We start from the raw sequence: 25,674 nt of genomic DNA, 5'->3' as shown, positions 1-25,674 counted from the left end.
AAAAAAACTGTGAAGAAGGAATAAATTTGTTTGAAAATATTTTTTTTGATTTAGATGGAACATTGATTAATAGTGGTCCTGGCATCATGAATTCTTTGAAATATGCTTATCAAAAAGCGGGTTTAGAGGTGTTGGCTGATAGTGTTTTAAAAAAATTTATTGGTCCACCGCTGGCTGATAGTTTGGAAAAATATAGTCAAATTGATGCGCATAGTTCGTTAGCTAAGCAATTAATTGCCGATTTTCAAGAATATTATGGACAAAAAGGTTGGCAAGAATTAGCTCTTTATCCTGAAATTACCCAAATGCTGGAGCAATTATTGCAAAACGGCAAACAACTTTATATTACAACGGCCAAGCCAGAAAAATTTGCGAAGCAGATTATTAACAATTTGGGTCTGATGTCTAAGTTTCGTGGTATTTACGGTGCCGATTTAAGTGAAACAATGAAGAAAAAGGACATTATCGCCCAAGCGTTACGTCAAAATGATCTGCAATCTGCACAAACAATTATGATCGGTGATCGTAATACTGATGTTTTCGGTGCGAAAGCCAATCAAGTATCTACAATTGGTGTTTTGTATGGTTATGGTACGGCTCAGGAATTGCAAATGGCGGGAGTGGTGGATTTAATTGCTCAACCGCTAGAACTTGTAGAAAAGGTATGATGAGATGAAGAAACATTGGAAGGGAATCGTCATTTGGATTCTGGTGATTTTGGTGGCTGCCGATTTTGGTGGGGCGTATTATCTATTTAATTTTGCCTTCAAAAGTGGTAGCGGGTATAGTGCGCGGAATAATGATCGGCCGTTGACTAAAGATGAACGATGGGCCCAAAAAGCGCCGCAACAAGTTTGGCAGCAAGTGACACAAGATAAGGATCACCTGCACTTAAAGGCGCGTTATTATCCAGCCGCGCATAAAACTGATAAAACGATGTTAGTAGCGCATGGTTATGGTGATAATAGTTTGACTTTAGGATCTTATATTAAGATGTTTCACCAAGCAGGCTATAATGTCTTGGCGCCGGATGATCGTGGTTCGGGACGCAGTGGTGGTCATTATCTAGGTTTTGGTTGGCAAGATCGTAATGATATGCAACAGTGGGTGCGACAAATTCTTTGTAAAAATGGTAATCAGACCCAAATTGGTTTATTTGGTGTGAGCATGGGCGCAGCCACGGTGATGTATTATCTAGGTTTACAAGTGCCGCACCAAGTTAAATTTGTCGTGGCTGATTGTGGTTATGCTTCTATTAAGGGTGAATTGGATCATGAATTAAAAGCGTTGTTTAATTTACCGAGCTTTCCATTGGTAGCGACAGCTAATCTGTATACTAAAATGTTAGCGCACTATGACTTTTATCAGGCTGATACAGCAAAAACGCTTAAGCATAATAAACTACCATTGTTTATTATTCATGGAACTAAAGATACTTTTGTACCGACGAAAAATGCGCGGATTAATTATCGTAATACGCATGGTCCCAAGAAACTTTGGCTGGTCAAGGGCGCAACGCATGCGCAATCCTATGAAACACAACCGGAGCAATATCGTCATAAAGTGTTAGCTTGGGCGCAAAAGTATTTTGCTAAGTAATATGTAAAAATAGAACCCACAAAATGTGAGTTCTATTTTTTTGAAACTAGTCATGTAAAGTAAATTGGAGGTTCATACGTGGTGCAACCAATTTGACCATATCACCTAGTAGTTGGGTAGCATTAGTCAATGAAATTTGCGCCATTTGTTCGTTGATTTTAGTTAAATAAGCAGTAATATCAGGTTCCTTGACACTTTGTGCGTCAGCTTGAATCTGCAAATGACGACAAGTTGCGACAGTATTTTGCTCAAAGACATTTTCGCTATCTTCTACCAAGTTAAAATGTCCGTCACCGAAAGCTGCTAAAGTATTACTGAGCCAGTACATCTTTTGCGGATCAAATTCAGCAGTCGTATCGCGGTAAGTGGCCGGCGTGTCATTAACATGAGCATAAAATGGAATGACAGCATTAAAGGTATTGGGGCCGAAAGCTAGCCAATGAATCCCCGCTAATTCAGGTGCAACGTCATTTCGCAACTGTAAAATATGCACTTCTTGATTACGATTAATGCCAATCGGACGGAATAATTTCTTTTGTTCAGCATTATTGGTCGTGCCGTAAACGTCATACGGTGTATTTTGATAATGTGAACTTAAGACAAATTTGACATCTTCAATACTGATTTTTTTCGTTGCCTGGCAAATAAAGGGTAGATCTTGGTCAATCGGTGTCGTCTGGAATTCAGGATTGAAATATTTTTGACCAAACCAAGCTCGTGGATTATTGTAACGCGTATCTTTAGTGGAAGCACTGCCAAAGATATGCCGCAAATTATAGCCTTCCGGATCAGGATTGAGTTGATATTGTTCAATCAGATTTTCTAAATCATCACTGCTTAAGGTGTCTGGTGATTGAAAATCAAATTCTGTAATATTAAAACGATTTGGGGCGACAACGTAAGAATCATCGGGAATTCGAATCGCAGCCCAGTGGTGCCCACCGATGCTTTCAAAATACCAAACTTCATCTTGATCGGCAAAACAAATCCCATTAGTTTCGTACGTACCGTACTGTTCCAAGAGTTGCCCCAGACGTTTAACACCTTCTTGAGCACTATGGATGTAAGGTAACACGATGGTAGGCATATCTTCTTCACCAAGACCATCATCGACTAGGGGATCAATACCCAGAATACGGCTGTTGGTCGTAATAGTTTCAGTGGCACTCATAGCAACATTGTCGCTGTTGATGCCAGCAGCAGCCCACAAACCATGACCACTGACGGCTTCCGGTGTAGCAGTATAGCCAAGTGGGTTTTCAGGAAGATCAATATTGAATTTACTTAAAACAGCTTGGTAATGATGGGGTTGTTGTTCAGGTTTGACGTAAACAAATTTTTGCGGATGAAGCGGTTCGTTGCCATCTTCGTTCCGGGCAATGATAGTGGAACCATCAATGGATGCGTTTTTACCAACTAAAATTGTTGTACAAGAACCCTTTTTTCTATGTGATTTCATGATTAGCCTCTCAATTTAATATTTTAAATTATATTTTAGGACAATTATGACAAAAATACAGTGGTTAGCCAGAAATTAGTTAGAATAAGTTGATCTCTAGCTACGGCATATTCTAATGAATCTTCTTGAGCCACACGCTCCAACCAAAAAACGCCACCAGAGAAACTCCGGTCGCGTTTAATTGCTTAATATTTAATGATTATTCTTCGTTTAATGAGCTACGGTCGAAAGCAGCAGATTTTAATTCTTCATCGATGGATGGAGTACCTAACCAATTGATCATTTCCTTCATCGAATCGGTAATTGCTTCAGTACCAGGAAGAAGCAACTTACGAGGATCGTAACCCTTGTTGGCTTTATCTTCATCTTTATGTTCTTCAAAGTATTTACGAGTAGCTTCTTGGAAAGCTAGTTGGAATTCAGTGTTGATATTAACTTTGGAAATACCAAGAGAAATAGCTTTTTTGATTTGATCTTCAGGAATACCGGAACCACCATGCAAAACTAAAGGTACATCAACAGCATCGGCAATTTCCTTCAAACGGTCAAAGTTCAAGCCCTTCCAGCCTTCAGGATAAACGCCGTGAATGTTACCAATACCACAAGCTAATTTGTCAACACCAGCAGCAACGAAAGCTTTAGCATCTTCGACGGAAGCTAATTCACCGGCACCTTGATTTTCACCAATTTTACCAATTTCAGCTTCAACAGAAATGCCACGTTCGTGCGCTAACTTCAAGATTTCTTTGGTTTTAGCCAAATTTTCTTCGGTTGGTAAAGCATGACCGTCAAACATGACTGAAGAGTAACCTAATTTGATACATTCGATTGCTGAATCATAGTCACCATGGTCCAAGTTCAAAATAACAGGGACTGAAATGTTCATGGCATCCATTTGGTCTTCAACCATGTCTTTAACGAATTTGTAGCCACCCATGTACTTAGCAGCACCGGTTGAAACTTGAATCAACAATGGAGTTCTTGTTTCTTCAGCACCCCGTAAAATAGCACGTGTCCATTCAACATTGTTCGTGTTGTAAGCACCGACAGCGTAATGATTCTTGCGCGCATCTTTAAAGATTTGATTACCGTTATCTAAATAAGCCATTCAAATATCCTCCTAGTGTAAAACCTACAGACACATTGTACCTTAATAATGAAAACTGAACAATCTTTTCCATGATGTAAACGATTTTAAATAGAAAGCCGAATGTAGCTTATAGTTTTGAATTATTTTTAGTTTTGTATATACTCAAGATATACAAAAGTTTTTAGGGGGGTTAATAATGAGTGACAAAGTAGTTAAAATCAGAAAATCAGGTAATTCTAATATCTTAACTGTACCAAAGGAAATTCAACCACAGGCAAAAGAATTTAGAGCTTTTCAAGGGCGTGACGGAATGATTGTTTTTATTCCTAAAAAAAATAATCCCTTTAAAGATGCAGATTTGATTAAACAATATCAAGATTCGATTCAAAATGAAGAATTTGCAGGAGAATTATTCGATAGTGAAAGCTGATCAAGGTTATATTCCGGAACAACAGGATTTGATTGAGCTGGATTTTGATCCCGCTGTCGGTCAAGAAATTCAAAAGAGGCACCCAGCTTTGGTCATGAGTCATCAAGGATACAGTCAAATAACGGGTTTGGTTGTTATTGCCCCCGTTACGCACGCTAATCATAATCGCTTGAAAAAATTTTTTGTGCCAATCAACAGTGAGCAAGTGGATGGATATGTGAATCCTTTACAGTTTTTTACCTATGATTTTCGAAAACGGCATGCGCAAAAATTGGGCATGTTATCAACGTCTTCTTTTGCTTTGGTCCAACAAATTGTCTTAGATATTTTAGATTAATTAATAACTTGATTGAGGTATTTTAATATAATGCTTGTTTTTTTAATTTTAGGTGTTATAGTGAGAATCATAAAAACTAAAAACATTGCGAAAGAGGAGTAAAACAGTTAAATTCGACAGTGACTTGGGGATGGTGAGAACCCAAAACGAAATTTGACTATTTGAAAAACACTTTCAATCGTTGAAAACCTGAACAATACTAGTTAAGTAAGGTTTTGCCGGCATGGTCCGTTATCATCCACAACGTATGTTTGTACGTGATAGAGTTGGCTGGTAACAGCAACTAGGGTGGTACCGCGAGTCCTTCGTCCCTTGATTGGGATGGAGGACTTTTTTAGTTTGGTTTAACCTAAATTTAAGGAGGAAATTTCTATGTCGTTAATTATCCCCAAAGATTATGATCCTAAATTATCAATTCGTGAAACGCAAAATGCTATTCGGTATATTCGTGAAACTTTTCAAACGGAGTTTGGCAAAGCCATGCATTTAGAACGTTTGTCAGCGCCGATGTTTGTGCAGCCGCAAACAGGATTGAACGACAATTTAAACGGCGTTGAACAACCAGTTTCATTTACTATGCAGGCATTAGATGATGATGAACAACCGTTGGAAATTGTGCATTCGTTGGCCAAATGGAAGCGTTCAGCCTTAAAGCGGTACGGTTTTGGCTTGCACGAAGGTTTATATACGAATATGAATGCGATTCGCAAAGATGAGGCCGTGGATAATTTACATTCCATTTATGTGGATCAATGGGATTGGGAAGCGGTGATTGATCGTTCCGAGCGGACGTTAACCACTTTGAAACAAACTGTGCAACGGATTTTTAAAGTGATTAAGCATTTGGAAGATGAAGTTTGGTATCGTTATCCCGAAGCGGTTTATCATTTGCCTGAGGAAATTCATTTTATCACAACGCAGGAATTATTAGATCGTTATCCGGATTTAACGCCACGTGAGCGTGAAAATGTGATTTGTCAGGAATTAGGTGCCGTCTTTTTGATGCAAATTGGTGGCGAATTAAGTAATGGTGAAAAGCATGATGGACGGGCGCCTGATTATGATGATTGGCAATTAAATGGTGATATTTTGTTCTGGTATGAGCCGCTGCAATGTGCTTTGGAAGTCTCGAGTATGGGGATTCGGGTGGATGAAAAGTCATTGCAAAGTCAATTAGAAATGTCGGGTGCAACAAAACGTTTGCAGTATCCATATCATCAAGCTATTTTGTACAATGAATTACCGCTCACCATTGGCGGAGGGATTGGTCAATCACGGATTTGCATGTTATTGTTAGGCAAAGCGCACGTTGGTGAAGTTCAAGCCAGCGTCTGGCCACAAGCGATGGTTGAGCAATGTCAGACAGCCGGAATTCAACTATTATAAAAATAACTATTTAAAAAAAGGTTCTGAAATCTATTGTTGACTTCAGAACCTTTTTGATAATTAGATTTAAATTTGACTTAAAATTATTTGCGCTAAGTCATTGACATCTGCGCCTGTGAATAATTGGTTACAATACCCTGTTTGAAACAGCTTGCACCAAATCAGAATATACTGAAAATTGTAATAAATAAAAAAGCCGATTAAATATCCCAATTTAATCAACTGAATATAACACCTTAATTTAATTTTTGCGGTTCGCTGATGGGAACTTTCTTATCAAAAGTTACCAAAAATTTGTTCACATAAGAATGTTCAAAATCAACCACCTTAAATGTAAATTGTTCAATCTGGACAGTACTATTTAAATGCAACCCCGGATCGTGATCAAGCATATAACCAGATAAGGTGACAGAATCAGCATCTTCAAACTCACTTAAATCAACTTTGAAATAACGCTCAAAATCATACAAAGTCGTTTGTCCGCTGATAGTGTAAGTGCCATCTTGATTATTGACAATATATTCTTCGGAAACATTGTCCACTTCATCTTTGACCGTGCCAAAAAGCTCCTCGTAAATGTCTTTATCAGTCACAATACCGCTGGTCCCACCGTATTCATCGACAACGACAACAATGGGTGTCTGTTTTTTAATCATCAGATTTAAAATATTGTGAATGGGCATGTTTTCAGGTACCGTGACAATAGAACGTAACATACGACTGACGGGAATAGCACCGTTGACTTGTTTTTGACGAACCAAGTCGTAAATATAAATATACCCTAAGATTTTATCCTTATTATTGTCAGCGACCACGGGAAAACGAGAGAAGCCTTGTTGCAAGTAGTCTTTGATGACTTCGTTTACTGTATCCGTGACATCCACAACGTACAAACGAGTTCGATCAATCATGATATCTTTAGCGACTTTGTCATTCAAATCAAAGGCGCGCTGCATATAGATCAAGTCGTTTTTATCTAATTGGCCGCTGCTAACAGAATCACGTGATAGCCGCAAAATTTCAGATTGCGTAAAGACTTCGCTTTCTGAATCGGCTGGTTTCATGCCGATCATTTTAACAATACCCGTCGCCGAAATATTCAATAACCATACAAATGGATAGGCGATGGTATGAAACGCTTGTAGTGGTGTCACGGTTAACGTCAACATTTTCATCGGCAAATCAATACTAATATTTTTCGGTACAATTTCGGTGATGACCACCTGCAAGTAAGTTAATAACAATAAAGCAATGACAGAACTGACGGCGTGCAGTGTAGTTGAAGATTTAAGTGAAAAGCCTAAAAAGTGGTTAAAAAAAGACTGCAAAGTGTCTTCACCAATCCAACCTAAAATTAAGCTGGTCACAGTCGTCCCCACTTGGGTTGTGGACAAATATTCATTGAGATTATTGACCATGTGCAGAGCCCGTTTTAACTTTTTAGCATTTCCTTTCTGATTTTCAATGGCGTCTTCAATTTGGCTGACGCGGGTGGTTACCAACGCGAACTCGGCCAAAATAAAAAAGAACGCCAAAGCAAAAATGACTAAAATCCAGATAAGGTTGATAAATATCTGAGAGTCAGACAAAACAAGTATTCCCCATTTCAAAGTAAATTTGGCTTAATTATACCAGTGATAGGGTGATTATTCTATGAGTGCTCTGAAAAACTAGAAGTTCTTGTGTGATGAAGGGATTTAATAATGTTATATTTTTCACGAATAGTTTGTCAAAAAAATATTCAAAAAATAAAATATCATAATTATTAGTTAAAAAAATAGTCTTTTTAAGATGAAAGCCATTAAATCTGAATCTTTTTAGTTAATTTAGTTTTGAAAAAGTCGTTTCAGCTAAAAATAATTCCCGTGAATCACAACTGACTTTGTTTGCTGATTTGCAAACTACGCGTAAACGTTTTAAACTGAAATCAATTTCACAAGTGTAAGTTTAGCTAAATCAGGGGAAGTGTGTTAAAACGCGACACTATTTATCATTAGCTCAAGCTAATAGTAATTATAAGAAAATCCTAGGGGGGGGGGGTACTCCTATTCGCTCTCGTGCTTAGTTTTTTCGTTTCCTTACATATAACGCAAGCCAGCGATACGATTGCCGGTAGCGTGGCTCAAAAATCAACAGCACCCTTTTCGTTCACATTGACCACGCAAAGCGGTTACAATGATGGGCACAAAGCTTATGTGAGTTTGAATTGGGACACCGTGCCCAATCTCCAAGACGGTTATATCTTACAAAAAGCGCAAGGTTCAGATCTAACTAGCTTGGATTTTAAGGATACAACGAGTAATTACGGTAAGAAAATTAAAGTTTTGAATGTTTATCCCGATAATTATGGCGATAATGGGAAGTATTTAGGAAGTTGGTTAAGTCAAAAAAATCCTGATGGACAAGTGATTTCGGACGGTTTAATCAGTGTTGACTATGTAGCCATGTCGGCATTTAACACTCATCCAAGTCAATATTTAGTTAAAAATAGTAGTGGCCAGTACAATTATGATGGGGTGTATTTTGGTTCACATGATGTTGGCGGTGATGATTTAAGTGCTAATGCGCTGACTGTGACCAAAGATTTTGGTCTCACCGGTCGTTCGCTAATTTTTGGACACGATACAGTACGTTCAGCCCATTCCAATTATGGAACTTTTGCCTCCAATTTGGGACTAAAGCTAAATAAGCCAGAGGTAACATTGGGATCAACAACTGTGGCGTTTACGGATAATTCTAAAGATGGTTTTTTAGCTACTTATCCGAATGATTTGTTGAAGTTTGAACCAAATAACAAATTTACGATTTCTTTTTCACATAATGAAGGTCAGTTTTATCCGTATCAAGGTGGAGGTCAGCGTTGGCTGCAATATGTTGGTCCACCTTTTTTTAATCCAAGTCTAGGGGCAGCTGATATGAGTTATATGAATAATGCTGGCGTGGTCAGCAAGAATTCTTCAGGTGCAGTAGCTGACAATAATTTTTATTTAGTCACTAATAATAATTACGCTCTGATTCAGACTGGTCATACAGTGGGTAGTTGTACCCCCGAAGAAGCCATGATTATTGCCAATATGATGTACTACACCAGTACTTTGAACTTGAGTACCAAGGGCGAGGACCGTACGGTCAAAGATACCGCTAAACCTGATGCACCCACGATTGATTTGTATTATGGTGCGGCGACTGTCGTCAAACAAAGTTTGCAAGGTCGCTTATTCAGTAACGATCAGCCATCGACTTATTATTACCGCGTCAAAGCCAAGAACAATACGGAGACTTACTATTCGGATGTGATGAAACAAGACGTTTTGAGTAAAGTGAAAGGCTATATTTGGCAGGTTGATGATAGTCCTGATACGCAAATTACACCCGTGGCGGATAATGAAGGCAATATCGACAAGACAAAGAATCCGCATTATGTAGCGGTTGACACGCCCGCTAATCACGCGGTAACGGACATGATTTCCAAGGATTCCAAGGGTTATTTGCACGCGGTGGCAGTAGATAACGATAATAATTATTCGGCGACAACCACCAAAAAAGTTTCGTCATTGTTTATGGGTGGTCAAGTTCAAGGCACAGCTTGGCAAGACCAGAATCAAGATGGCAAGCTGGATACCACGGAAGCTAAATTACAAGATTTAGATGTGAGTTTATTGGTGTCGGATATTAATGATAAGAAGTTATATGTCACGTCCGCAAAAACTGATGCCGACGGCAAATATGTATTTAAGAATTTGTTGCCGGGAACCTACACGGTGGCAATTGCTAAGTCAGCAATTAAAGGCAAATTGCCAACGAAAAACGGTGCTGGCTTGGATTCGGCGCTGTTATTGAATCAAGAAGAAACCGTCGATGGTGTGGATTATTGTTTGACCGATACTTTTAAAGTAGCCGCCAATGGCACGCTCCAAAAAAATCTGGGTTTGGATAGCCAATATAATTATTTGCGTTTTGACCATTTGCCGAATCTCAATTTCGGGCGAATCAATTTGATTTTTCCAGAAAGCAAAACGTTGACCAATCAAAGCGGTGATAACCAAGTCGTAGTCGACGATCAGCGCAGTGCGCATCCGGAATTCAATGATTATTATGTACCGTATCAAATTTTGATGGGGTTGAGTGTTTTTCAAGATGGGCAAAACGCTGTGGGTTTGCAACAAGCACAACTAGATTTACGAGAACGCGATTCTGCCACGCCAATCCAGTTGCAACCGGGCCAAGATACAATTTTGTATCAACAGCCGGTCGATAGTTATACCAGTAAAACTTTTAATTTTGATGATAGCGCCGGAAATTCCTTGATTAAAATGTTGGTGCCCGTGCCGTCTTCCTTGAATACGATTAAACCGACGCAATATACGGCCACGTTGAAATATACGATCAAAAATGCGCCGTAAGAATGCGTTGCTATTGATGGGCATAAGCTAAACTTTGTCGGCAATAGTAAAATCGCAAATTAAAATATTTATTGGTGAAGCAAAAGCTAAGGTGGTGGCTATTCCCAAAGGGAAGTGGTGCTTATGGTGTAAAAACTGTAAACGCACATTCTGAAGAAAGGAGTAGCCGATATCCTGATGGATATTTTGTTTCTAGTATTAAAGGCTGTGATTATGATCAAAGCCATACTAGAATTCGTTATTATGCTGATCAAATTATTCAGCAAATAACAAAAACAGCCGTCCTAGCCTTGCAGGGCTGATGGCTGTTTTTAACCAAATAAATTAAAATAGTTGCTGTCTTGACAACTTCATTAAAAGCTTAGTGTTCCTGCACTAGGCTTTTTCTTTACGTCAACATAATAGCATAAACTGTAAAAAATTTCGACAATTGATGTTTTTGTGCAATTTTGAAAAAATTCACCATTCCATGTCATAATAGGAACGAAAGAAAGTCAGAAATGGAGATACTTATGAGCCAGCCGATTTATGTTCAAATTGCCCAAACGATTAAGCAAAATATTCTTGATCAGCAGTATTCTAATTTGAAATTACCAGATGAACGTAGTTTGAGCGATAATTTTGCGGTCAGTCGCAGTTCCATCAAACGGGCGGTGCAACTTTTGGCGGATGAAGGTGTTGTTTTTAAAAAGCAGGGTTCGGGTAATTTTATCAATCCCTTATTTTTACGGCGACAAACAGCGTTGGATTACACGGGTGATAATCTAGGATTAACAACGTCAATTGTGACCAATGGCAAAACTCAACAGATTACAGTGTTGGATTTTGATGTGCAAAAACCAACTATTGAGATGCAAGAAAATTTATTTTTGCAAGCGGATGACTTTGTATATAAGTTTAAGCGATTGCGAAAATTGGATTCGACGCCGATTTTAATTGAAACGAGTTATATACCGGTTCGTTTGTGGCCAGAATTGTCACAAGAAATTTTGGGACAATCATTATTCAATTATTTAGAAGAAGAAAAATCGGAATTAATCAATCGAGCGTATTTGGATATGACGGCTGAACCATCGACATTAGAAGATCAACAGTTACTCAATTTAACACCACAAGAGCCGGTAGGTTTGATGACGGGAATATTCTTTCGCGACGATGGGTTGCCATTTGAATATTCCAGTATGCGGCTTCATTATAAATATTGGAACTTTTCAACCTTCGTGGATTTAAGCAAATAATTGGAACGTACCATTTTTTGAAATGGTTGACAAATATTGCATGACAGTTTATAAATGAAGTATGACAATAAAGATTAGGTCTGATTACCCAAGGAGGTAACATCATGACAGATTATAGTAGTTCTGAGTATTTTGCATTAATGAATCAGTACTTCGACGCGGCTAATTATATTTCCGTTGGTCAATTGTACTTAAAAGATAATCCTTTATTAAAACGTCCATTGCAACCTCAAGATGTTAAAGTGCATCCCATTGGTCATTGGGGCACGATTGCTGGACAAAACTTTATTTATACGCATTTGAACCGTGTGATTAATAAATATGATTTGAACATGTTTTATATTGAAGGACCAGGTCATGGCGGTCAGGTCATGGTGTCTAATTCCTATTTAGACGGTAGTTATAGCGAGATTTATCCGGAAATTAGTGCCGATGAACAAGGCATGCAAAAATTGTTTAAGCAGTTTTCCTTTCCCGGCGGGATTGCTTCCCATGCAGCACCAGAAACGCCGGGCTCCATCCATGAAGGGGGCGAGCTAGGTTATTCGTTGTCCCATGGTGTGGGCGCTATTTTGGATAATCCCGAAGTGATTGCGGCCGTGGTTGTTGGTGATGGTGAGGCAGAAACAGGACCTTTAGCAACATCTTGGTTTTCTAATGTTTTCATCAATCCAGTGAATGATGGTGCAGTGTTACCTATTTTGAATCTGAATGGTTTCAAAATTTCGAATCCGACTATTTTATCGCGGAAAAGTGATGCCGAATTAAAACAATATTTTGCAGGTCTAGGTTGGGAGCCTATTTTTGTTGAGGGTGATGATCCGGACGCTTTGAATCCGCAAATGGCAGCGGCGATGGATCAAGCTGTGGAAAAAATTCAGTCCATTCAAGCCAAAGCTCGCCAAAAGTCGGCGCAAGAGGTTAAACGTCCAGTGTGGCCAATGATTATTTTTCGGGCGCCAAAGGGCTGGACGGGTCCGAAAACTTGGGATAATGAACCGATTGAAGGATCATTCAGAGCACATCAGATTCCGATTCCCGTTGATGAAAATCATCTGGAGCACGCTGATGAATTAGTAGCTTGGATGAAATCATATCATCCGGATGAAGTTTTTGATGAACAAGGTCACCTAAAATCTGAAATCAAATCTTTAACACCCAAAGGCAATCGGCGGATGGCGATGAATCCGATTACTAATGGTGGCTTGGATCCGAAACCATTAGTTTTGCCGAATCCGCATGATTATCAATTGAAATTTGACCGGCCGGGTGCGGTTGATGCGCAGGATATGATTGAATTAGGGAATTATTTGCGGGATTTGATCAAGCAAAATCCTGATAATTTTCGATTCTTTGGTCCCGATGAAACAATGTCTAATCGGTTGATGCATATGTTTGAAGTCAGTGATCGTCAATGGTTAGAGCCGATTAAGAAACCAAACGATCAATACGAAGCTCCAGCAGGTCGCATTTTGGATGCACAATTATCTGAACATCAAGCAGAAGGTTGGCTAGAAGGTTATACGTTAACAGGTCGGCACGGAATTTTTGCGAGTTACGAGGCTTTCTTGCGTGTAGTTGATTCGATGTTGACGCAACACTTTAAGTGGTTACGCAAAGCTAACGAGCAATCGTGGCGTAAAAAGTATCCAGCGTTAAATATTATTTCGACATCGACTTCGTTCCAACAAGATCATAATGGATATACCCATCAAGATCCGGGTATTATGACACATTTGGCTGAGAAAAAGCCAGAATATATTCGAGAATATTTACCGGCGGACGCTAATACTTTATTAGCAGTTGTCAATAATTCGTTGAATGATGAAGAAGTTATTAATTTGATTATTGCTTCCAAGCAGCCACGACCACAATTTTATTCCATGCCAGAGGCTGAAGAATTGGTTCAACAAGGTGTCAAAGTAATTGATTGGGCAACCAACGATCAAGGTCAAAAACCAGATTTAATTTTGGCAGCCGCGGGTACTGAACCTAATATGGAAGCTTTGGCGGCAATTGATTTGTTGCATGCAGCCTTTCCGAATATGAAATTACGGTTTGTCAATGTGGTTGATTTGTTGAGATTACAAACGCCAGCCAAAAATCCACGTGGTTTGAGTGATGCGGCGTTTGACGAGATCTTTACGCCAGATGTGCCGATTGTCTTTGCTTTCCATGGTTATGAAGATTTGTTACGCGATATATTTTATGAGCGACATAATCATCAGATGTATGCACATGGTTATCGTGAAAATGGAGACATCACCACGCCATTTGATATGCGGGTAGTCAATGAGTTAGATCGGTTCCATTTAGCACAACATGGTGCACAACTAGCTTATGGTGAGCAGGCCGTGCAATTTAGCCAACAAATGGATAAGAAATTACAACAACATCATGATTATATCCGTGAAAATGGTGATGATTTACCAGAAGTTAATAATTGGAAATTTAAGGGTTTCAAATAGAAGCAACGAAAAAAGATATGTCCGTTCAAATGTGACGGAACATATCTTTTTTTGTATCAATATTTTGCTAAATTAGTCTAAATAGATTTGTTTGAGATCCTTGAGGTCTTGATCAGTGACTTTCAAGTCCGTTTGAATAAAATTAAGCCAACTACCCGCAGCTTGCTTGATTTCTGCATCCGCAATCCGCAGGTAATCGGGACTGACGGTTAATAAAGCCTTGGCAGAGGTCAACTGTTTAGGATTCAAGCCGTCAGCTTTGAGATGAGCCAATTGATGATCGACATATTCTTTGGAAGCAACGTTTGTCAGTAAATAGTCTTGTTTAATAGTTTCATAAGGCACACCTAAAGCAGTCAAAATGAAAGCTGCACCGATACCAGTACGATCTTTACCAGCGGTGCAGTGGAATAGGACAGACTGCTGTGGTTGATCATTAGCTAACAAATATTGAAAGAACGTTTGGTAAGCTTGCTTTGCACTATCTAAATTGATGATATCTTGATAAGTTTTGAGCATGGAGGCATGACCGTTGTCCGGAATTTCTTGTAAAGCTTCGGCTTCTTGGACGGATTGGGATTGTTCTTCGGCGTCGGAAAATTTGGAAGCTCGGGTTAAATCAACAGCAAAAACGGGATTAAAGACGTACTGTGTTTTTGGCGGAACACGATCGGGAACTTTTGCCTGTTCGTCGGCAGAACGCAAATCAATATCGTAATGAACACCGTAATCACTGAGATATTGCAAATCTGGCTTTGATAAGGCGCCTAAGCTGGCAGAACGAAGTAACTTGTGTGACTTGACAGTATGACCATCACTGGTTTGATAGCCACCTAATTCGCGAAAATTAGTTCCTGATTTAACTTTTAATGATTGCTGAGTTTTCATAAAATACCTCCAACGCTTTTCCTTTTAGTTTATCAAAAAAAGCTAATAAAATCAGGTGGTCATGGGTGAAGGCACATTTTGATTTTTCTAAAAAAGATTATGCTATAATGAAACTGCAATTAGAAGAATCTAAATTTGAGTAGGTCAGCTTTGGGCTTACTAAAGGGATGGAAGCGTTATGCAAGAATATCAAAGAATTTTGGTACCTGTTGATGGTTCAAGTGAATCAGAAACAGCGCTTCAAAAAGCAACACAAGTAGCCATTAGGAATCATGCCACCGTCGATGTCTTGAATGTGTTAGATACCCGCCAGTTTGTTGGGGCTTACGGTGGGATGTTGACGGGTGATATTATTTATCAGATTACCGAAGATTCTCAAAGTTATTTAGCTAGACTCAAAGAGCAAATGATTGCAGACGGTTTGTCTGAAGATAAAATCAAAATTCATATTCGCTATGGTGATCCCAAAGTTATCATTGCGGTGGATTTTTTTAAAGATTACAATGACGACTTGATTATTTTAGGTTCGACAGGCTTGAATGCCGTGGAACGCTTATTAGTTGGGTCTGTCTCATCTTATGTCATTCGTAATGCGCAGACAGACGTGATTGTGGTACGCACAAAATTGGATAATCAAACTTTAGCTGATAAATAGTAATTAAAAAGGATACTGTAACTTGACGGGCTTCCAATGATTTTGGAAGTAAGATCAAGATTACAATATCCTTTTTTAAAAGATTAGATTAGCTAATATGAATAATTATTCGGTCTTTGCGGTTAAAGTCATCAAATCATTTTGATCAGCTGCCGTATCCGTTGTTAATTGCACATCATAGTTAGCAGAATTAGTTACAATCATCATGACTGTGTTGTCATAACCAGCCTTTTTAATTGCTTCGTAATCGAATTTGATTAATGGTGTACCCACTTCAACTTTTTGATCTTGTTTAACTAATAACTCAAAATGTTGACCTTTTAATTCAACTGTGTTGATGCCTAAATGTAATAAGACTTCAACGCCGTTATCACTAGTAATACCCACAGCATGACCGGTTGGATAAGCAATTGTCACGGTACCAGCGATTGGTGCAGTCACAGTTTGATCTTCAGGAACAATTGCGATCCCTTTACCCATTGCTTCTTGAGCAAATACAGGATCGTCAACACTTTGGATCGGCAGAATTGTTCCTTTGACAGGAGCAACTAATTCAGTTAAACCATCATTTTCTTGGTTAGTAGAACTTGTACTTGTAGTTGAGGCACTAGCTTCAGAGGCTGTCTGCGTCTTAGTTTGATCATTGACGCCACCCCATAAATAAGTGGCAATAGCTGCCAAAACAAAAGCCACGACATCACCAACAACTGACAAACCAAAACCTTTACTAATAAATGTTGGTAAACTCAAAATGCTAGCTAAACCAACTGTGTTAGCATGGGCACCGGATATAGCAACAATAGCACCACCGATTCCACCAGCAGCCATTGCGCAATAGAATGGTTTCCGCATTTTTAAGGTAATACCGTAAACTGTAGGTTCTGTGATTCCGAAAATAGCTGTAATTGTGTTGGAACCAGCTAAACCTTTCATCTTGTCATCTTTAGTCTTGAAGAAAACGCCTAAAGCAGCACCGGCTTGAGATAAAACAGCAGGTAAGATTAATGGCATTAATGGATCGTTACCTAGCGAATGTAAGTCATTCATCATAACGGGAACAAAGGCCCAATGAACACCAAAAATAACAAAGACTTGCCAGAAAGCTCCCATGAATAAGCCAGCAAAAATCCGAACATGTTTATACAATGCCAAAACGATAGCAGCTAGGAAACCACTGATTGCGTTACTAATTGGTCCAACGACTAAGAAAGTTAAAGGAACTAAAATCATTAACATACATAAAGGTGTTAAGATATTGCGAACTGATTCGTGCCAAAATTTATTAAATAATGGTTCTAACCATTTTTGAACCACAACAACTAGTAAGATTGGAATTACGGTACTAGTATAAGTGGCTTTAGAAACTGGAATGGAGAAGAAATCCAAGTGTTTCATGTTGACCATGGTTGGATAGACTAAAGCCATCCCGATAGCAACAGTGACATACTGGTTAACTTTCATCTGCTTACCAGCGGTAAACGCTAAAATGATTGGTAAGAAGTTAAAAATACCATCAGCAGCCGCATACCAGATTTGGTATGCGCCTGTTTGTGGTGTCATCCAGTGTAAAACGACGAATAATGATAATAATCCTTTTAAAATACCGGCGCCAGCCATTGCACCCAGAAATGGCGTGAAAGAACCGGAGATAAAGGTGACAAAAGCATCAAACATTGACTTGGGAGTCAACTTTTTCTTTGGTTGATCTGTCGCAGGCTGGCTATCAGCGTCCCCTTCCCCTAGTCGAGGATCTAATTCTGTCAGGGCATCATAGACAGTCCCAACGTTATTGCCGATGACGACCTGATATTGACCACCAGCTTGAACAACGGTAATCACGCCGTCCAAGTTTTCAATTTGGTCTGTTTGGGCTTTTTGCTCATCATTAAGTAAAAAACGCAAACGAGTTGCACAGTGCCAAGCGGATTTGACATTGTCATCACCGCCGACTAATTGCAGAATTTGTTCTGCTAAATCTTTTGCACTCAAAAGTAGTGCCCCCTCGTGAAATATAGTTAAAATGAATGTTTAGCACAAAAATTATTTCAAAATAATGACAGCGCTTAACATTAAAAGCTAATTGTATCTTAATGCAATTGGTTTGACAATACTATTTTACAGTGGTATCTGAATTTATAATGAAGAACAATTTAATGAAATGATTTGTCCAGAATAATTATGGCTGTGGCTGGTAACAAAAGATAGAAACGGTTATAATTTACGAGACAGAATTGTGCGGAGGAAGAGTATGGAAACGAAGACTTTGAGTCAATTGGCTGATTGGTTGGAGGAAAATAGCCTTAAGATTAGTAGCCGAGAAGAATACTTAGATGTCCAAAAAGTGTATGAATTGTTGGATGAATTGGCTATTTTGCGTCAGCCTGTGCAAAATTATTTTGAGATGACCGAAAAAAATTATTATGAAAATGAATCTGATCATCGCTTGACTTTGCAACATAAGAATCAAGTTTTGCGTCAATTACAAGATCGCATTTTGGTTAATCATGTTGACGGCAGCTTCATTAAAAGTGAAATTAATTTTGACTATAATCATGAGAATCCTTATCGAGAAGGTACTTATAATGTTCAAACGGATTTACATTTAATTGAATATGCGCTAGAAGTGATTGGGGCCGTTGTTGCGAATACAATTAAAAGTGATGTGCGTAATAACTTGTCACCTGATGCTGTGTTATCGATTGCATTGGCCGCTCAAGCAGTAGCGCAGTGGCAAAAATAATTTTCGTGAGATGGTTGCAATTTATAGGTGATCTCGGTACCATGGTTATTTAAATTAGAGGGGGGCTCAACAATGCCAATCACGTATTTACGCAAAGTTCATGCTGATGAAATTGAATTAGTTGTTGAAATTATTGAGGAAGCCAAAAGTGTGTTGCGTGGTCGCGGCGTGGATTTATGGCAAGATGGTTATCCGGATCAGGCCACTTTACAAGATGATATTCAGCGCCAAATCGCGTATTTCTTGATTAAAGATGAAGAAATTGTGGGCGTGGCTGCTTTGGAAGATCAAGGTGAAAGCAGCTACGATCAAATTTATGATGGACAATGGAGTCCAAAATCCAAGGATCGCTATGCAATTATTCACCGTGTAGCTGTTTGTCAGGGACATCAAGGTGAAGGTTTGGCATCTATTTTTATTCAACATTTGATGACGATTGCTGCTTCACTGAATTTTAAAGATATTCGCATTGATACGCATTTTGACAATTTGGCGATGCGACACATTATTGAAAAAAATGGGTTTCAGCAGTGTGGGACGATTGATAATGCTGTGCATAAGCCGTGTGTGGCTTTTCAACGTTTTTTATAGACGTAATTAGGACTGACTGGAGGAAATCTAGTCGGTTTTTCTTTTTCTTAAGGAGCTTTATTATATGAAACGATTGTTGACCAAAAAGCGCTCGCAACCCCAACTTGTTCCAGTACAATTTTTACAGCAGTCTTATCAATTACAAACCTTGCCACAACAACAAATTCTATGGCCGACCAAGCAAGGTCAAATTTACTATCGCTTAAATAAGCAACATACTTTTGCTCCTATGCCAGTGACAGTCAGACCGTGGGTACGAGCTTATTTACAAGCATTTTGTCAAGTCGTTCAAACGCAAATTGATCCGAAACAGAGTTTAACGCTTGGGATGATTACGGATACGCATGTCAAATTTAAAAATAGCAGCAGTTACTACGGCTTTAACGGTTGGCAGCATGTCAATGAATTTTTGGAGTTGCCTCATTTTTTGCCCATAGATTTGTTGGTGCATTTAGGCGATGTGATTGATGGTAGTGATGATCCTTATGTAGATCGGCAATTATTGCGTCAAGTTGCCAACCAGTTTGCACAACAAAAGACGCCGTCGTTGATTGCAAAGGGTAATCATGATGATCACGATAAATACGATGAACACACGAGGACGCATCGTGCGACTTTTGCGGCAGATACATTTGAACAAGCTGTTTGGCTGCCAGAGCACAGCAATGCGAGTTTACACGAAAATTTGGCTCATTGTGGATTGAGTTATTTTGATCAGGCAAATTTTCGCGTAATTATGTTAAATACGAGCGATTTACCTTATATAATAGATAAAAAGGGTCAAAAGCAGTATGACGGTAAACTGGTTCTGGGCCTACGCCAACAGCAAGTACAAATTTTAACGCAATTGTTGCAGGCTAGTGTCAATAAGCAAGTGCTCATTTTGAGTCATGCCAATTTGTTGAAAGCTAACGGTCAAGCAGCGGTGCATAATGGCAAGGCGGTGCACGATTTGTTGAAAGCTTTTAATCAGGGCTTGGTGGGGCAACTGGTTCATCAGGATATAGATCCGCAATTTTCATTGAACGTGGAATTTGATTTTCGAGAAAATCAAACAGGACGTGTCTGGGCCTGTTTAGCTGGACATCGGCATACAGAAGCGCAATATCGGCTTGACAGCATTCAATATGTTCTCTTAAATGTGTCAGCCTTGATGGGCAAAAAACATTTTTTGACGACGAAATTTAATCGTGCATGGCATCGGCAAAAAGACCAGTTGTCCGAATTTGCAGGTTATATTGTGAATTTAAACGTGCGGCAGGCTGAATTGAACATCTTTGGCTATGGGGCAGCCACATTTTGGCGAAAGTTTAAAATTTCTTAGTGATCGATAATTAAGTGCTGTATTTTGTGAATCATTTGGTACAATGTGAATGTACTTGAACGCTATTATTCCTAACTGATGAGAAACGAATCGTTTTGAACAATTAATTAAATCAAAGACTAGTAATAAAGGAACGTGAGAAATTATCAATATGCAAAGTAGCTTGAAGTTTACCCCGATTATTTTAGGTAGTGACATTAACGCCTATGGTTTTGCGCGATCTTTTTATGAGCTAAATCATCAACCTGTCCAAGCTTATGCGGAGGTCGCTTTAGCTCCAACCAAATATTCCAAGATTATTAACGTGAGTTTGCATGAAGGCTTTACGGAAGATCCATCTTTTATTGAAACAATGCGGCAAATTGCTCAAAAATATGCTAATCATTCTGAACCAGTGATTTTGCTGGCAATGGGTGATGGGTATGCGGAGTTGATTGCCAAGCATAAAGAGGAACTTTCTAAAACCTTTATTTGTCCGTATGTTGACTATGATTTGTTGCGCAAGTTGAATAACAAGGAATCTTTTTATCAAATTTGCGAACAATATCACTTGCCACATCCTAAGACCAAAATCGTGACGAAGCAGATGTATCAAGAACAAGATTTGACGGTACCGTTTACGTATCCGATTGCGTTGAAGCCGGCTAATAGTGTGGAATGGTTGGATATTCATTTTGAAGGTCGTAAAAAAGCCTTTACAATCCAAGATGAAGCCGAATTCTTGGATATTGTGGCCAAAATCTATGATAATGGATATACATCAGACTTGATTATGCAGGAATTTATTCCGGGTGATGATTCACATATGCGGGTGTTAAATGCTTATGTGGATCAGAATCATCATGTTAAGTTGATGTGCTTGGGGCACCCACTGCTTGAGGATCCGACGCCAGCAGCGATTGGTAATTATATGGTTATTTTGCCTGAATATAATCAAAAGCTATACGATGTGATTCAGCGTTTTCTAGAAGAAATTGAGTTCACTGGTTTTGCAAATTTTGATATGAAGTTTGATGATCGCGATCAAGAATTTAAGCTCTTTGAAATTAATTTGCGACAGGGACGGAGTAGTTTTTATGTAACCTTAAATGGCTACAATTTGGCACAATTCCTAATTGATGATTATGTCACCAAGACTTTGGATCAAAAGCCAACTGTTTATGCAAATAAGAATAAGGCGCAACACCAATTGTGGTTAGGGGTGACTTCGGGAATCTTTAAGAAGTATGCTCTGGAAAATCAGTACAAAGAAGTTGCACTGGAACTTTTACGGCAAGACCGTTATGGCACGACTGTTTTCTATAAGGGTGATTTAGGGATTAAACGGTTCTTGTTGTTGAGTTATATGTTTAATCGCTATCGAGGACGTTTCAAACGTTACTTTGCAGAAAATAAGGGCCAAAACTTGAAATAATTTTAGTGGAGGTTGTTAGGAATGGATCAGGCATTAAAGGATTATCGAGTTCAAGAAAAGAGCTTTCAAAATATTTTAGTGGCGATTGATATTGATGATTTTACTTCATCTGATCATGCGTTTAATTGTGCTTGTACGATGGCATTGAATACCAACGCACAATTGGGCGTGGTGACGGTATTGGAAACCAAAGATGTCAACGTTTTTGACAGTATGTCCCCTGATAAAATGAATGATAAGCGCTTGGAAGTCTCACATGATTTGTTGACTTATGTTCAGAAAGCCAAAGACTTTGGGGTTGAAAATGTGCATCCCATTTTAGCGGAGGGTAATCCTGATAAAGTCATTTTGGATGATGTTGTGCGTGACTTTCAACCAGATTTAATCATTGTTGGTTCGGAAGCTAAGAAATTATTGGGCAAAACTGTGGGGCGTGAAGCTGAAGAAATTGTGGAACATTCAGCAGTCAGTGTATTAGTTGTTCGTGATTAATCAGTTTAAGAATTAAATAAGCTGCAAATTAAAGGATCGGCACTTTAACTTGCAGCTTATTTGCAATTACGAATTGATGTGTTATATTGGTAATGAAAAAGGAGCTAGTGCGACAACACTAACTCCTTTGGTGAGGTTGCTAAGACAGTGACTATTCTTAAAATTTAAGTTATTTAAAAACAGCCATCAGCCCTGCTAGGCTAGGACGGCTGTTTTTGTGTTATTTGCTGAATAATTTGATCAGCGCAATAACAAATTCTAGTACGGCTTTGATAACTATCACGGCCTTTAACACTAGAAACAAAATATCCATGAGGATATCGGCTACTCCTTTCTTTGGAATATGGAGTTACGGTTTTTACACCATAAGCACCACTTTCCTTCGGGAATAGCCACCATCTTAGCTTTTACTTCACCAGTTTCTAATTTAACATAATTTCGAAGATATTTTCAAACCACTCCAGTAAATTTGGGAGTGGTTTTTGGTTGCTGTGAAAAAAAATTCAAAATAAATTTATAGTACAATTTTTAAAAATAAAAATTGAGTAATTAGTTTAAAAAGTAATTATCAGAATCATTCATCAAGAAAAATTTCATAAAATCGTCGTTTATGCTGAAAATAATTACCACAATTCAATTATCTTTTCGTGATGCCATTTGCAAACGGCTCGCCAATCAACTAAACTGAAATTAATTTCACAAGCGTTAATACCAACAAAAATAGGAGCAGTATATTAAAATGTTGCATTTTTTATTAGCTAGAACTAATAGGAACCATAAGAAAATCCTAGGGGGGGGGTTCACTCCTACTAATTTTAGTTAGTTTATTCTTTTTAGTTTCGATACATAATGTACAAGCTAAAGTTTCCACGAAAACCGCGCCACCGGAAATTACACCTAATATGATTGATGATGGCTTTAATTCGCCGGAATATACGCAAGAAGAACAAACGGTACCTAGGGGTATTTATGTTTATAGTAAATTATTAGCAAGTTTGCCATTGGGAAATAATCTGACTTGTGATTTTATCACCAGTGCAGTCAACGACTTTTATTATTATAAGTATTCGATGTTGCATGACAGTCAAACTAGTTTTGCTCTTTCTGAGGCCTACGAGGTGAGTCCCCTGAATGCTGGAATGAATGGGCTTACTTCATTATGGGAAGTAGGGGGGGGATGTAAATTCTATGGAAAATCCTTCCAATAAAGGAAAATTTTATTTGGTTAAAGATCAAACGGGACAAGTCAAGGCTTTGAAATGGCTAATATATTCGACAAATTTGAAGGGTTCTACCTCTAATTTTCCTAATAATGCATTTTTAATGGAACAGTTAATCACACCGTCCAAAACGGCAACTTCAGGAGTTGACGATCAATTGTTTGTCAAAAATGTTTCGCAATCAACTTGGTCTTATGTGACAATGACTGGCAGTGTCAAGGATATGCTAGTCTATAATAATTCAATAAAATCGTTAGGCAATGGGCAAGGGTTCACAATTTTGCTAGGTGGTTCTCGTAATGGGACTGATTATAATAAGTATCTAGCCACTGTTCGGACTGGAGTTGCAGATGGACCAAATCGTTTTCTTGTAACGTCTTATGATGGTGACACTTGGCAGGGAACAAATTATAGTAATTATGTTGGTCAAGAAGCCAGTTCCGCAGGTACAGTTTTGAATCCAAGTGATTACGCAAAGAATTTTCAATTGCTATGGCCTGTCCAACAGATTGCTCCTCAAGAAACGCAACACCACAATGTTGAACTCAAGGTGGAGCCACGAGGTCAAGCCAAGCCGGAGCTCACTTCAAGTTATAGTAACCCCAAGTCTTTGCGGTTTAATCATCCGGTTGATCAGTTGAATTTGACAGTGCAATTGGCCAATAAGAGTGATGGTCAGGGTAGTTTGACGCCCAAGACCTTTTACGTGACTTTACCGCAAGGTCTATCGATGACGGCAGAAGATCTCAAGCAAATTACGCTGTCAAGTACAGGTTCGCACGCAGTATTGACTGGTAGTTATGATGCGACGACTAGACAAGTTAAAATGGTTGTACCAACTGTTTATAATTCGTCGATAGTGCTAGATAACGCGTCAGATCGGGATTGGGTCAAATTTCCTGTCACGATTGATAGTGATGCGCCAATCGGAAATGCGGTGGTTAAGACGAGTTTTTCTGGGGATAATAAAGATGGTGGTGGCAATCATCAGACGGTCACGGCGGCTGCCCCGGATTTAACGATTCCCATTACCAAAGCTTTTGACGCTAAATTGACATTAGGCGTGAAGAACACGAAAGACACCAGTGATTATGCCAGTTCGGCGACGTATGTGCCGGGGGATACTCTCCAATATCATATGCAATATCAATTAAACGAAGCTAATATGTACAACTTAACATCGCCAGTAACTTTTAGTAGTCGTAATGCGGGGTTAGATTTTAGCAATAGTGCACCAAGTGTGACGGTAAATGGTGATCGTTCCGCGGCCTCGGCAACGGTCGATCCTAACACGGGCAAGATTACGGTCACGAAAGCAACGGGTAATTTTAGTCCCGGGGATTTGATTGATTTGACTTATAACGCGAAAGCTAAGGCTGATCCGGTGGCTGGCGAACCGAGAGCTAAACACGAAAGTACGATTAAGATACCGTATAATACGGTGGGCATCAATGTGACCATGAATGGTCAGACGCTTTCGAATACTTCCGCTTCAACATCGTTGCAACGCAAAGACCTTGATTATTTTGTCCGCGTGCCTGATGTCATTGATTTTGGACGCAATCCGCGCGTGTTTGATAGTCCGTTTTACAATACGACGAGTGGTCGATTGAAGTTCAGTCATTATTCGGCGTCTAGCAGTAAGCAGTATTATCTGCAAGTCAAGTATAATCAAGATTTGCGTACGAGCGCTTACGCTTACTTGCGGCCGGATTCGGGGAACGCGTTGATTGAATACCGAACGGATTCCTCTGGAACGTATCAATCAATCGATGGCACTGCAAGCAATTTGACGACGAGCGGTTTGACCACGCAAGGAATTAGTGATTTGACAAGCTATGTGTCGGATAAGCATTTTCGGTTGAATTCTAATGATAAACCGCTGGGTAATTACAGCGGCACCATGACGTGGACGTATAGTAATTCATTATAAATAGTTA

Annotated in this window: 21 protein-coding genes and 1 other annotated feature; of the genes, 16 read left to right on the top strand and 5 right to left on the bottom strand. The window is 39.0% G+C overall.

Annotated features, from left to right (window positions below):
• The first annotated feature begins 26 nt into the window (after positions 1-26).
• Together MOO45_RS07490 and MOO45_RS07485 are read left to right on the top strand one after the other, a co-directional pair.
• Entirely contained in the window at positions 27-668 is a 642-nt protein-coding gene (locus MOO45_RS07490; RefSeq protein WP_249514292.1) for an HAD hydrolase-like protein, read from the top strand.
• Between the two features lie 4 nt (positions 669-672).
• Complete coding sequence (locus MOO45_RS07485; RefSeq protein ID WP_249514291.1) at positions 673-1,599, top strand: alpha/beta hydrolase; 927 nt, start codon at positions 673-675, stop codon at positions 1,597-1,599.
• A gap of 46 nt (positions 1,600-1,645) precedes the next feature.
• Here the strand turns inward: MOO45_RS07485 and MOO45_RS07480 are convergent, their stop codons facing one another.
• Together MOO45_RS07480 and MOO45_RS07475 are read right to left on the bottom strand one after the other, a co-directional pair.
• Complete coding sequence (locus MOO45_RS07480) at positions 1,646-3,058, bottom strand: C69 family dipeptidase (protein ID WP_249514290.1); 1,413 nt, start codon at positions 3,056-3,058, stop codon at positions 1,646-1,648.
• Positions 3,059-3,257: 199 nt separating this feature from the next.
• A complete protein-coding gene (locus MOO45_RS07475; RefSeq protein WP_249514289.1) occupies positions 3,258-4,166 on the bottom strand; it encodes a class II fructose-bisphosphate aldolase in 909 nt (302 codons plus the stop codon).
• A gap of 178 nt (positions 4,167-4,344) precedes the next feature.
• Between MOO45_RS07475 and mazE the strand changes: the two genes are divergently transcribed.
• The 3 genes from mazE (at position 4,345) to asnA (ending at position 6,301) form a co-directional block, all read left to right on the top strand.
• Positions 4,345-4,578 (top strand): type II toxin-antitoxin system PemI/MazE family antitoxin, encoded by a 234-nt coding sequence (gene mazE, locus MOO45_RS07470; protein ID WP_249514288.1) that lies wholly within the window; start codon positions 4,345-4,347, stop codon positions 4,576-4,578.
• A complete protein-coding gene (locus MOO45_RS07465; protein WP_249514287.1) occupies positions 4,568-4,915 on the top strand; it encodes a type II toxin-antitoxin system PemK/MazF family toxin in 348 nt (115 codons plus the stop codon). Before mazE ends, MOO45_RS07465 begins: the two co-directional genes overlap by 11 nt.
• A 76-nt stretch (positions 4,916-4,991) precedes the next feature.
• Positions 4,992-5,231: a binding site (T-box leader), on the top strand.
• Between the two features lie 56 nt (positions 5,232-5,287).
• A complete protein-coding gene (asnA, locus tag MOO45_RS07460; RefSeq protein ID WP_249514286.1) occupies positions 5,288-6,301 on the top strand; it encodes an aspartate--ammonia ligase in 1,014 nt (337 codons plus the stop codon).
• 236 nt (positions 6,302-6,537) lie between these two features.
• Here asnA and MOO45_RS07455 read toward each other — a convergent pair whose 3' ends face one another.
• The gene (locus MOO45_RS07455; protein WP_249514285.1) at positions 6,538-7,890 is read right to left on the bottom strand and encodes a hemolysin family protein; all 1,353 of its coding nucleotides are present in this window, start codon (positions 7,888-7,890) and stop codon (positions 6,538-6,540) included.
• A gap of 468 nt (positions 7,891-8,358) precedes the next feature.
• Here MOO45_RS07455 and MOO45_RS07450 point away from each other — a divergent pair, with 468 nt between their 5' ends.
• From MOO45_RS07450 to MOO45_RS07440, 3 genes are all read left to right on the top strand, one after another.
• Positions 8,359-10,704, top strand: coding sequence for an SdrD B-like domain-containing protein (locus MOO45_RS07450; RefSeq protein ID WP_249514284.1), 2,346 nt, complete (start codon positions 8,359-8,361; stop codon positions 10,702-10,704).
• Positions 10,705-11,216: 512 nt separating this feature from the next.
• Positions 11,217-11,942: a GntR family transcriptional regulator gene (locus tag MOO45_RS07445; RefSeq protein WP_249515192.1), complete on the top strand. Its 726-nt coding sequence runs from the start codon at positions 11,217-11,219 to the stop codon at positions 11,940-11,942.
• Positions 11,943-12,046: 104 nt separating this feature from the next.
• Positions 12,047-14,410, top strand: a complete 2,364-nt coding sequence (locus MOO45_RS07440; RefSeq protein WP_249514283.1) for a phosphoketolase family protein — start codon at positions 12,047-12,049, stop codon at positions 14,408-14,410.
• A gap of 72 nt (positions 14,411-14,482) precedes the next feature.
• Here the strand turns inward: MOO45_RS07440 and MOO45_RS07435 are convergent, their stop codons facing one another.
• A complete protein-coding gene (locus tag MOO45_RS07435; RefSeq protein WP_249514282.1) occupies positions 14,483-15,298 on the bottom strand; it encodes a tyrosine-protein phosphatase in 816 nt (271 codons plus the stop codon).
• Positions 15,299-15,476: 178 nt separating this feature from the next.
• Between MOO45_RS07435 and MOO45_RS07430 the strand changes: the two genes are divergently transcribed.
• On the top strand, positions 15,477-15,953 hold the full coding sequence (locus tag MOO45_RS07430) for a universal stress protein (protein WP_249514281.1): 477 nt from the start codon (positions 15,477-15,479) through the stop codon (positions 15,951-15,953).
• 105 nt (positions 15,954-16,058) lie between these two features.
• Here the strand turns inward: MOO45_RS07430 and MOO45_RS07425 are convergent, their stop codons facing one another.
• Positions 16,059-17,942 (bottom strand): beta-glucoside-specific PTS transporter subunit IIABC, encoded by a 1,884-nt coding sequence (locus tag MOO45_RS07425; protein WP_249514280.1) that lies wholly within the window; start codon positions 17,940-17,942, stop codon positions 16,059-16,061.
• 259 nt (positions 17,943-18,201) lie between these two features.
• Between MOO45_RS07425 and MOO45_RS07420 the strand changes: the two genes are divergently transcribed.
• The 7 genes from MOO45_RS07420 (at position 18,202) to MOO45_RS07390 (ending at position 25,667) form a co-directional block, all read left to right on the top strand.
• Entirely contained in the window at positions 18,202-18,693 is a 492-nt protein-coding gene (locus tag MOO45_RS07420; RefSeq protein ID WP_249514279.1) for a hypothetical protein, read from the top strand.
• Positions 18,694-18,765: 72 nt separating this feature from the next.
• On the top strand, positions 18,766-19,284 hold the full coding sequence (locus MOO45_RS07415) for a GNAT family N-acetyltransferase (protein WP_249514278.1): 519 nt from the start codon (positions 18,766-18,768) through the stop codon (positions 19,282-19,284).
• Between the two features lie 64 nt (positions 19,285-19,348).
• The gene (locus MOO45_RS07410) at positions 19,349-20,608 is read left to right on the top strand and encodes a metallophosphoesterase family protein (RefSeq protein WP_249514277.1); all 1,260 of its coding nucleotides are present in this window, start codon (positions 19,349-19,351) and stop codon (positions 20,606-20,608) included.
• 151 nt (positions 20,609-20,759) lie between these two features.
• Entirely contained in the window at positions 20,760-22,022 is a 1,263-nt protein-coding gene (locus MOO45_RS07405; protein WP_317619031.1) for a carboxylate--amine ligase, read from the top strand.
• Between the two features lie 21 nt (positions 22,023-22,043).
• Positions 22,044-22,514 (top strand): universal stress protein, encoded by a 471-nt coding sequence (locus MOO45_RS07400; RefSeq protein ID WP_249514275.1) that lies wholly within the window; start codon positions 22,044-22,046, stop codon positions 22,512-22,514.
• A 902-nt stretch (positions 22,515-23,416) separates the two neighbouring features.
• Positions 23,417-23,722 carry a hypothetical protein gene (locus tag MOO45_RS07395; RefSeq protein WP_249514274.1) on the top strand — a complete coding sequence of 102 codons (306 nt, stop codon included), beginning with the start codon at positions 23,417-23,419 and terminating at the stop codon, positions 23,720-23,722.
• Positions 23,703-25,667, top strand: coding sequence for a hypothetical protein (locus tag MOO45_RS07390; RefSeq protein WP_249514273.1), 1,965 nt, complete (start codon positions 23,703-23,705; stop codon positions 25,665-25,667). Before MOO45_RS07395 ends, MOO45_RS07390 begins: the two co-directional genes overlap by 20 nt.
• The last annotated feature ends 7 nt before the right edge of the window (positions 25,668-25,674 follow it).

Source organism: Bombilactobacillus folatiphilus, assembly GCF_023380265.1.
Taxonomy (GTDB): Bacteria; Bacillota; Bacilli; order Lactobacillales; family Lactobacillaceae; genus Bombilactobacillus; species Bombilactobacillus folatiphilus.
Note: the sequence above shows the minus strand (reverse complement) of the source record. Positions and strands in the feature narration are given on the sequence as shown.

Coding starts and splice junctions, on each gene's coding strand:
- MOO45_RS07405 (WP_317619031.1), top strand. CDS start 20,760: ATGCAAAGTAGCTTGAAGTTTACCCCGATTATTTTAGGTAGTGACATT.
- MOO45_RS07480 (WP_249514290.1), bottom strand. CDS start 3,058: ATGAAATCACATAGAAAAAAGGGTTCTTGTACAACAATTTTAGTTGGT.
- MOO45_RS07440 (WP_249514283.1), top strand. CDS start 12,047: ATGACAGATTATAGTAGTTCTGAGTATTTTGCATTAATGAATCAGTAC.
- MOO45_RS07430 (WP_249514281.1), top strand. CDS start 15,477: ATGCAAGAATATCAAAGAATTTTGGTACCTGTTGATGGTTCAAGTGAA.
- MOO45_RS07435 (WP_249514282.1), bottom strand. CDS start 15,298: ATGAAAACTCAGCAATCATTAAAAGTTAAATCAGGAACTAATTTTCGC.
- asnA (WP_249514286.1), top strand. CDS start 5,288: ATGTCGTTAATTATCCCCAAAGATTATGATCCTAAATTATCAATTCGT.
- MOO45_RS07475 (WP_249514289.1), bottom strand. CDS start 4,166: ATGGCTTATTTAGATAACGGTAATCAAATCTTTAAAGATGCGCGCAAG.
- MOO45_RS07390 (WP_249514273.1), top strand. CDS start 23,703: ATGGAAAATCCTTCCAATAAAGGAAAATTTTATTTGGTTAAAGATCAA.
- MOO45_RS07420 (WP_249514279.1), top strand. CDS start 18,202: ATGGAAACGAAGACTTTGAGTCAATTGGCTGATTGGTTGGAGGAAAAT.
- MOO45_RS07485 (WP_249514291.1), top strand. CDS start 673: ATGAAGAAACATTGGAAGGGAATCGTCATTTGGATTCTGGTGATTTTG.
- mazE (WP_249514288.1), top strand. CDS start 4,345: ATGAGTGACAAAGTAGTTAAAATCAGAAAATCAGGTAATTCTAATATC.
- MOO45_RS07415 (WP_249514278.1), top strand. CDS start 18,766: ATGCCAATCACGTATTTACGCAAAGTTCATGCTGATGAAATTGAATTA.
- MOO45_RS07445 (WP_249515192.1), top strand. CDS start 11,217: ATGAGCCAGCCGATTTATGTTCAAATTGCCCAAACGATTAAGCAAAAT.
- MOO45_RS07395 (WP_249514274.1), top strand. CDS start 23,417: ATGATTGATGATGGCTTTAATTCGCCGGAATATACGCAAGAAGAACAA.
- MOO45_RS07400 (WP_249514275.1), top strand. CDS start 22,044: ATGGATCAGGCATTAAAGGATTATCGAGTTCAAGAAAAGAGCTTTCAA.
- MOO45_RS07410 (WP_249514277.1), top strand. CDS start 19,349: ATGAAACGATTGTTGACCAAAAAGCGCTCGCAACCCCAACTTGTTCCA.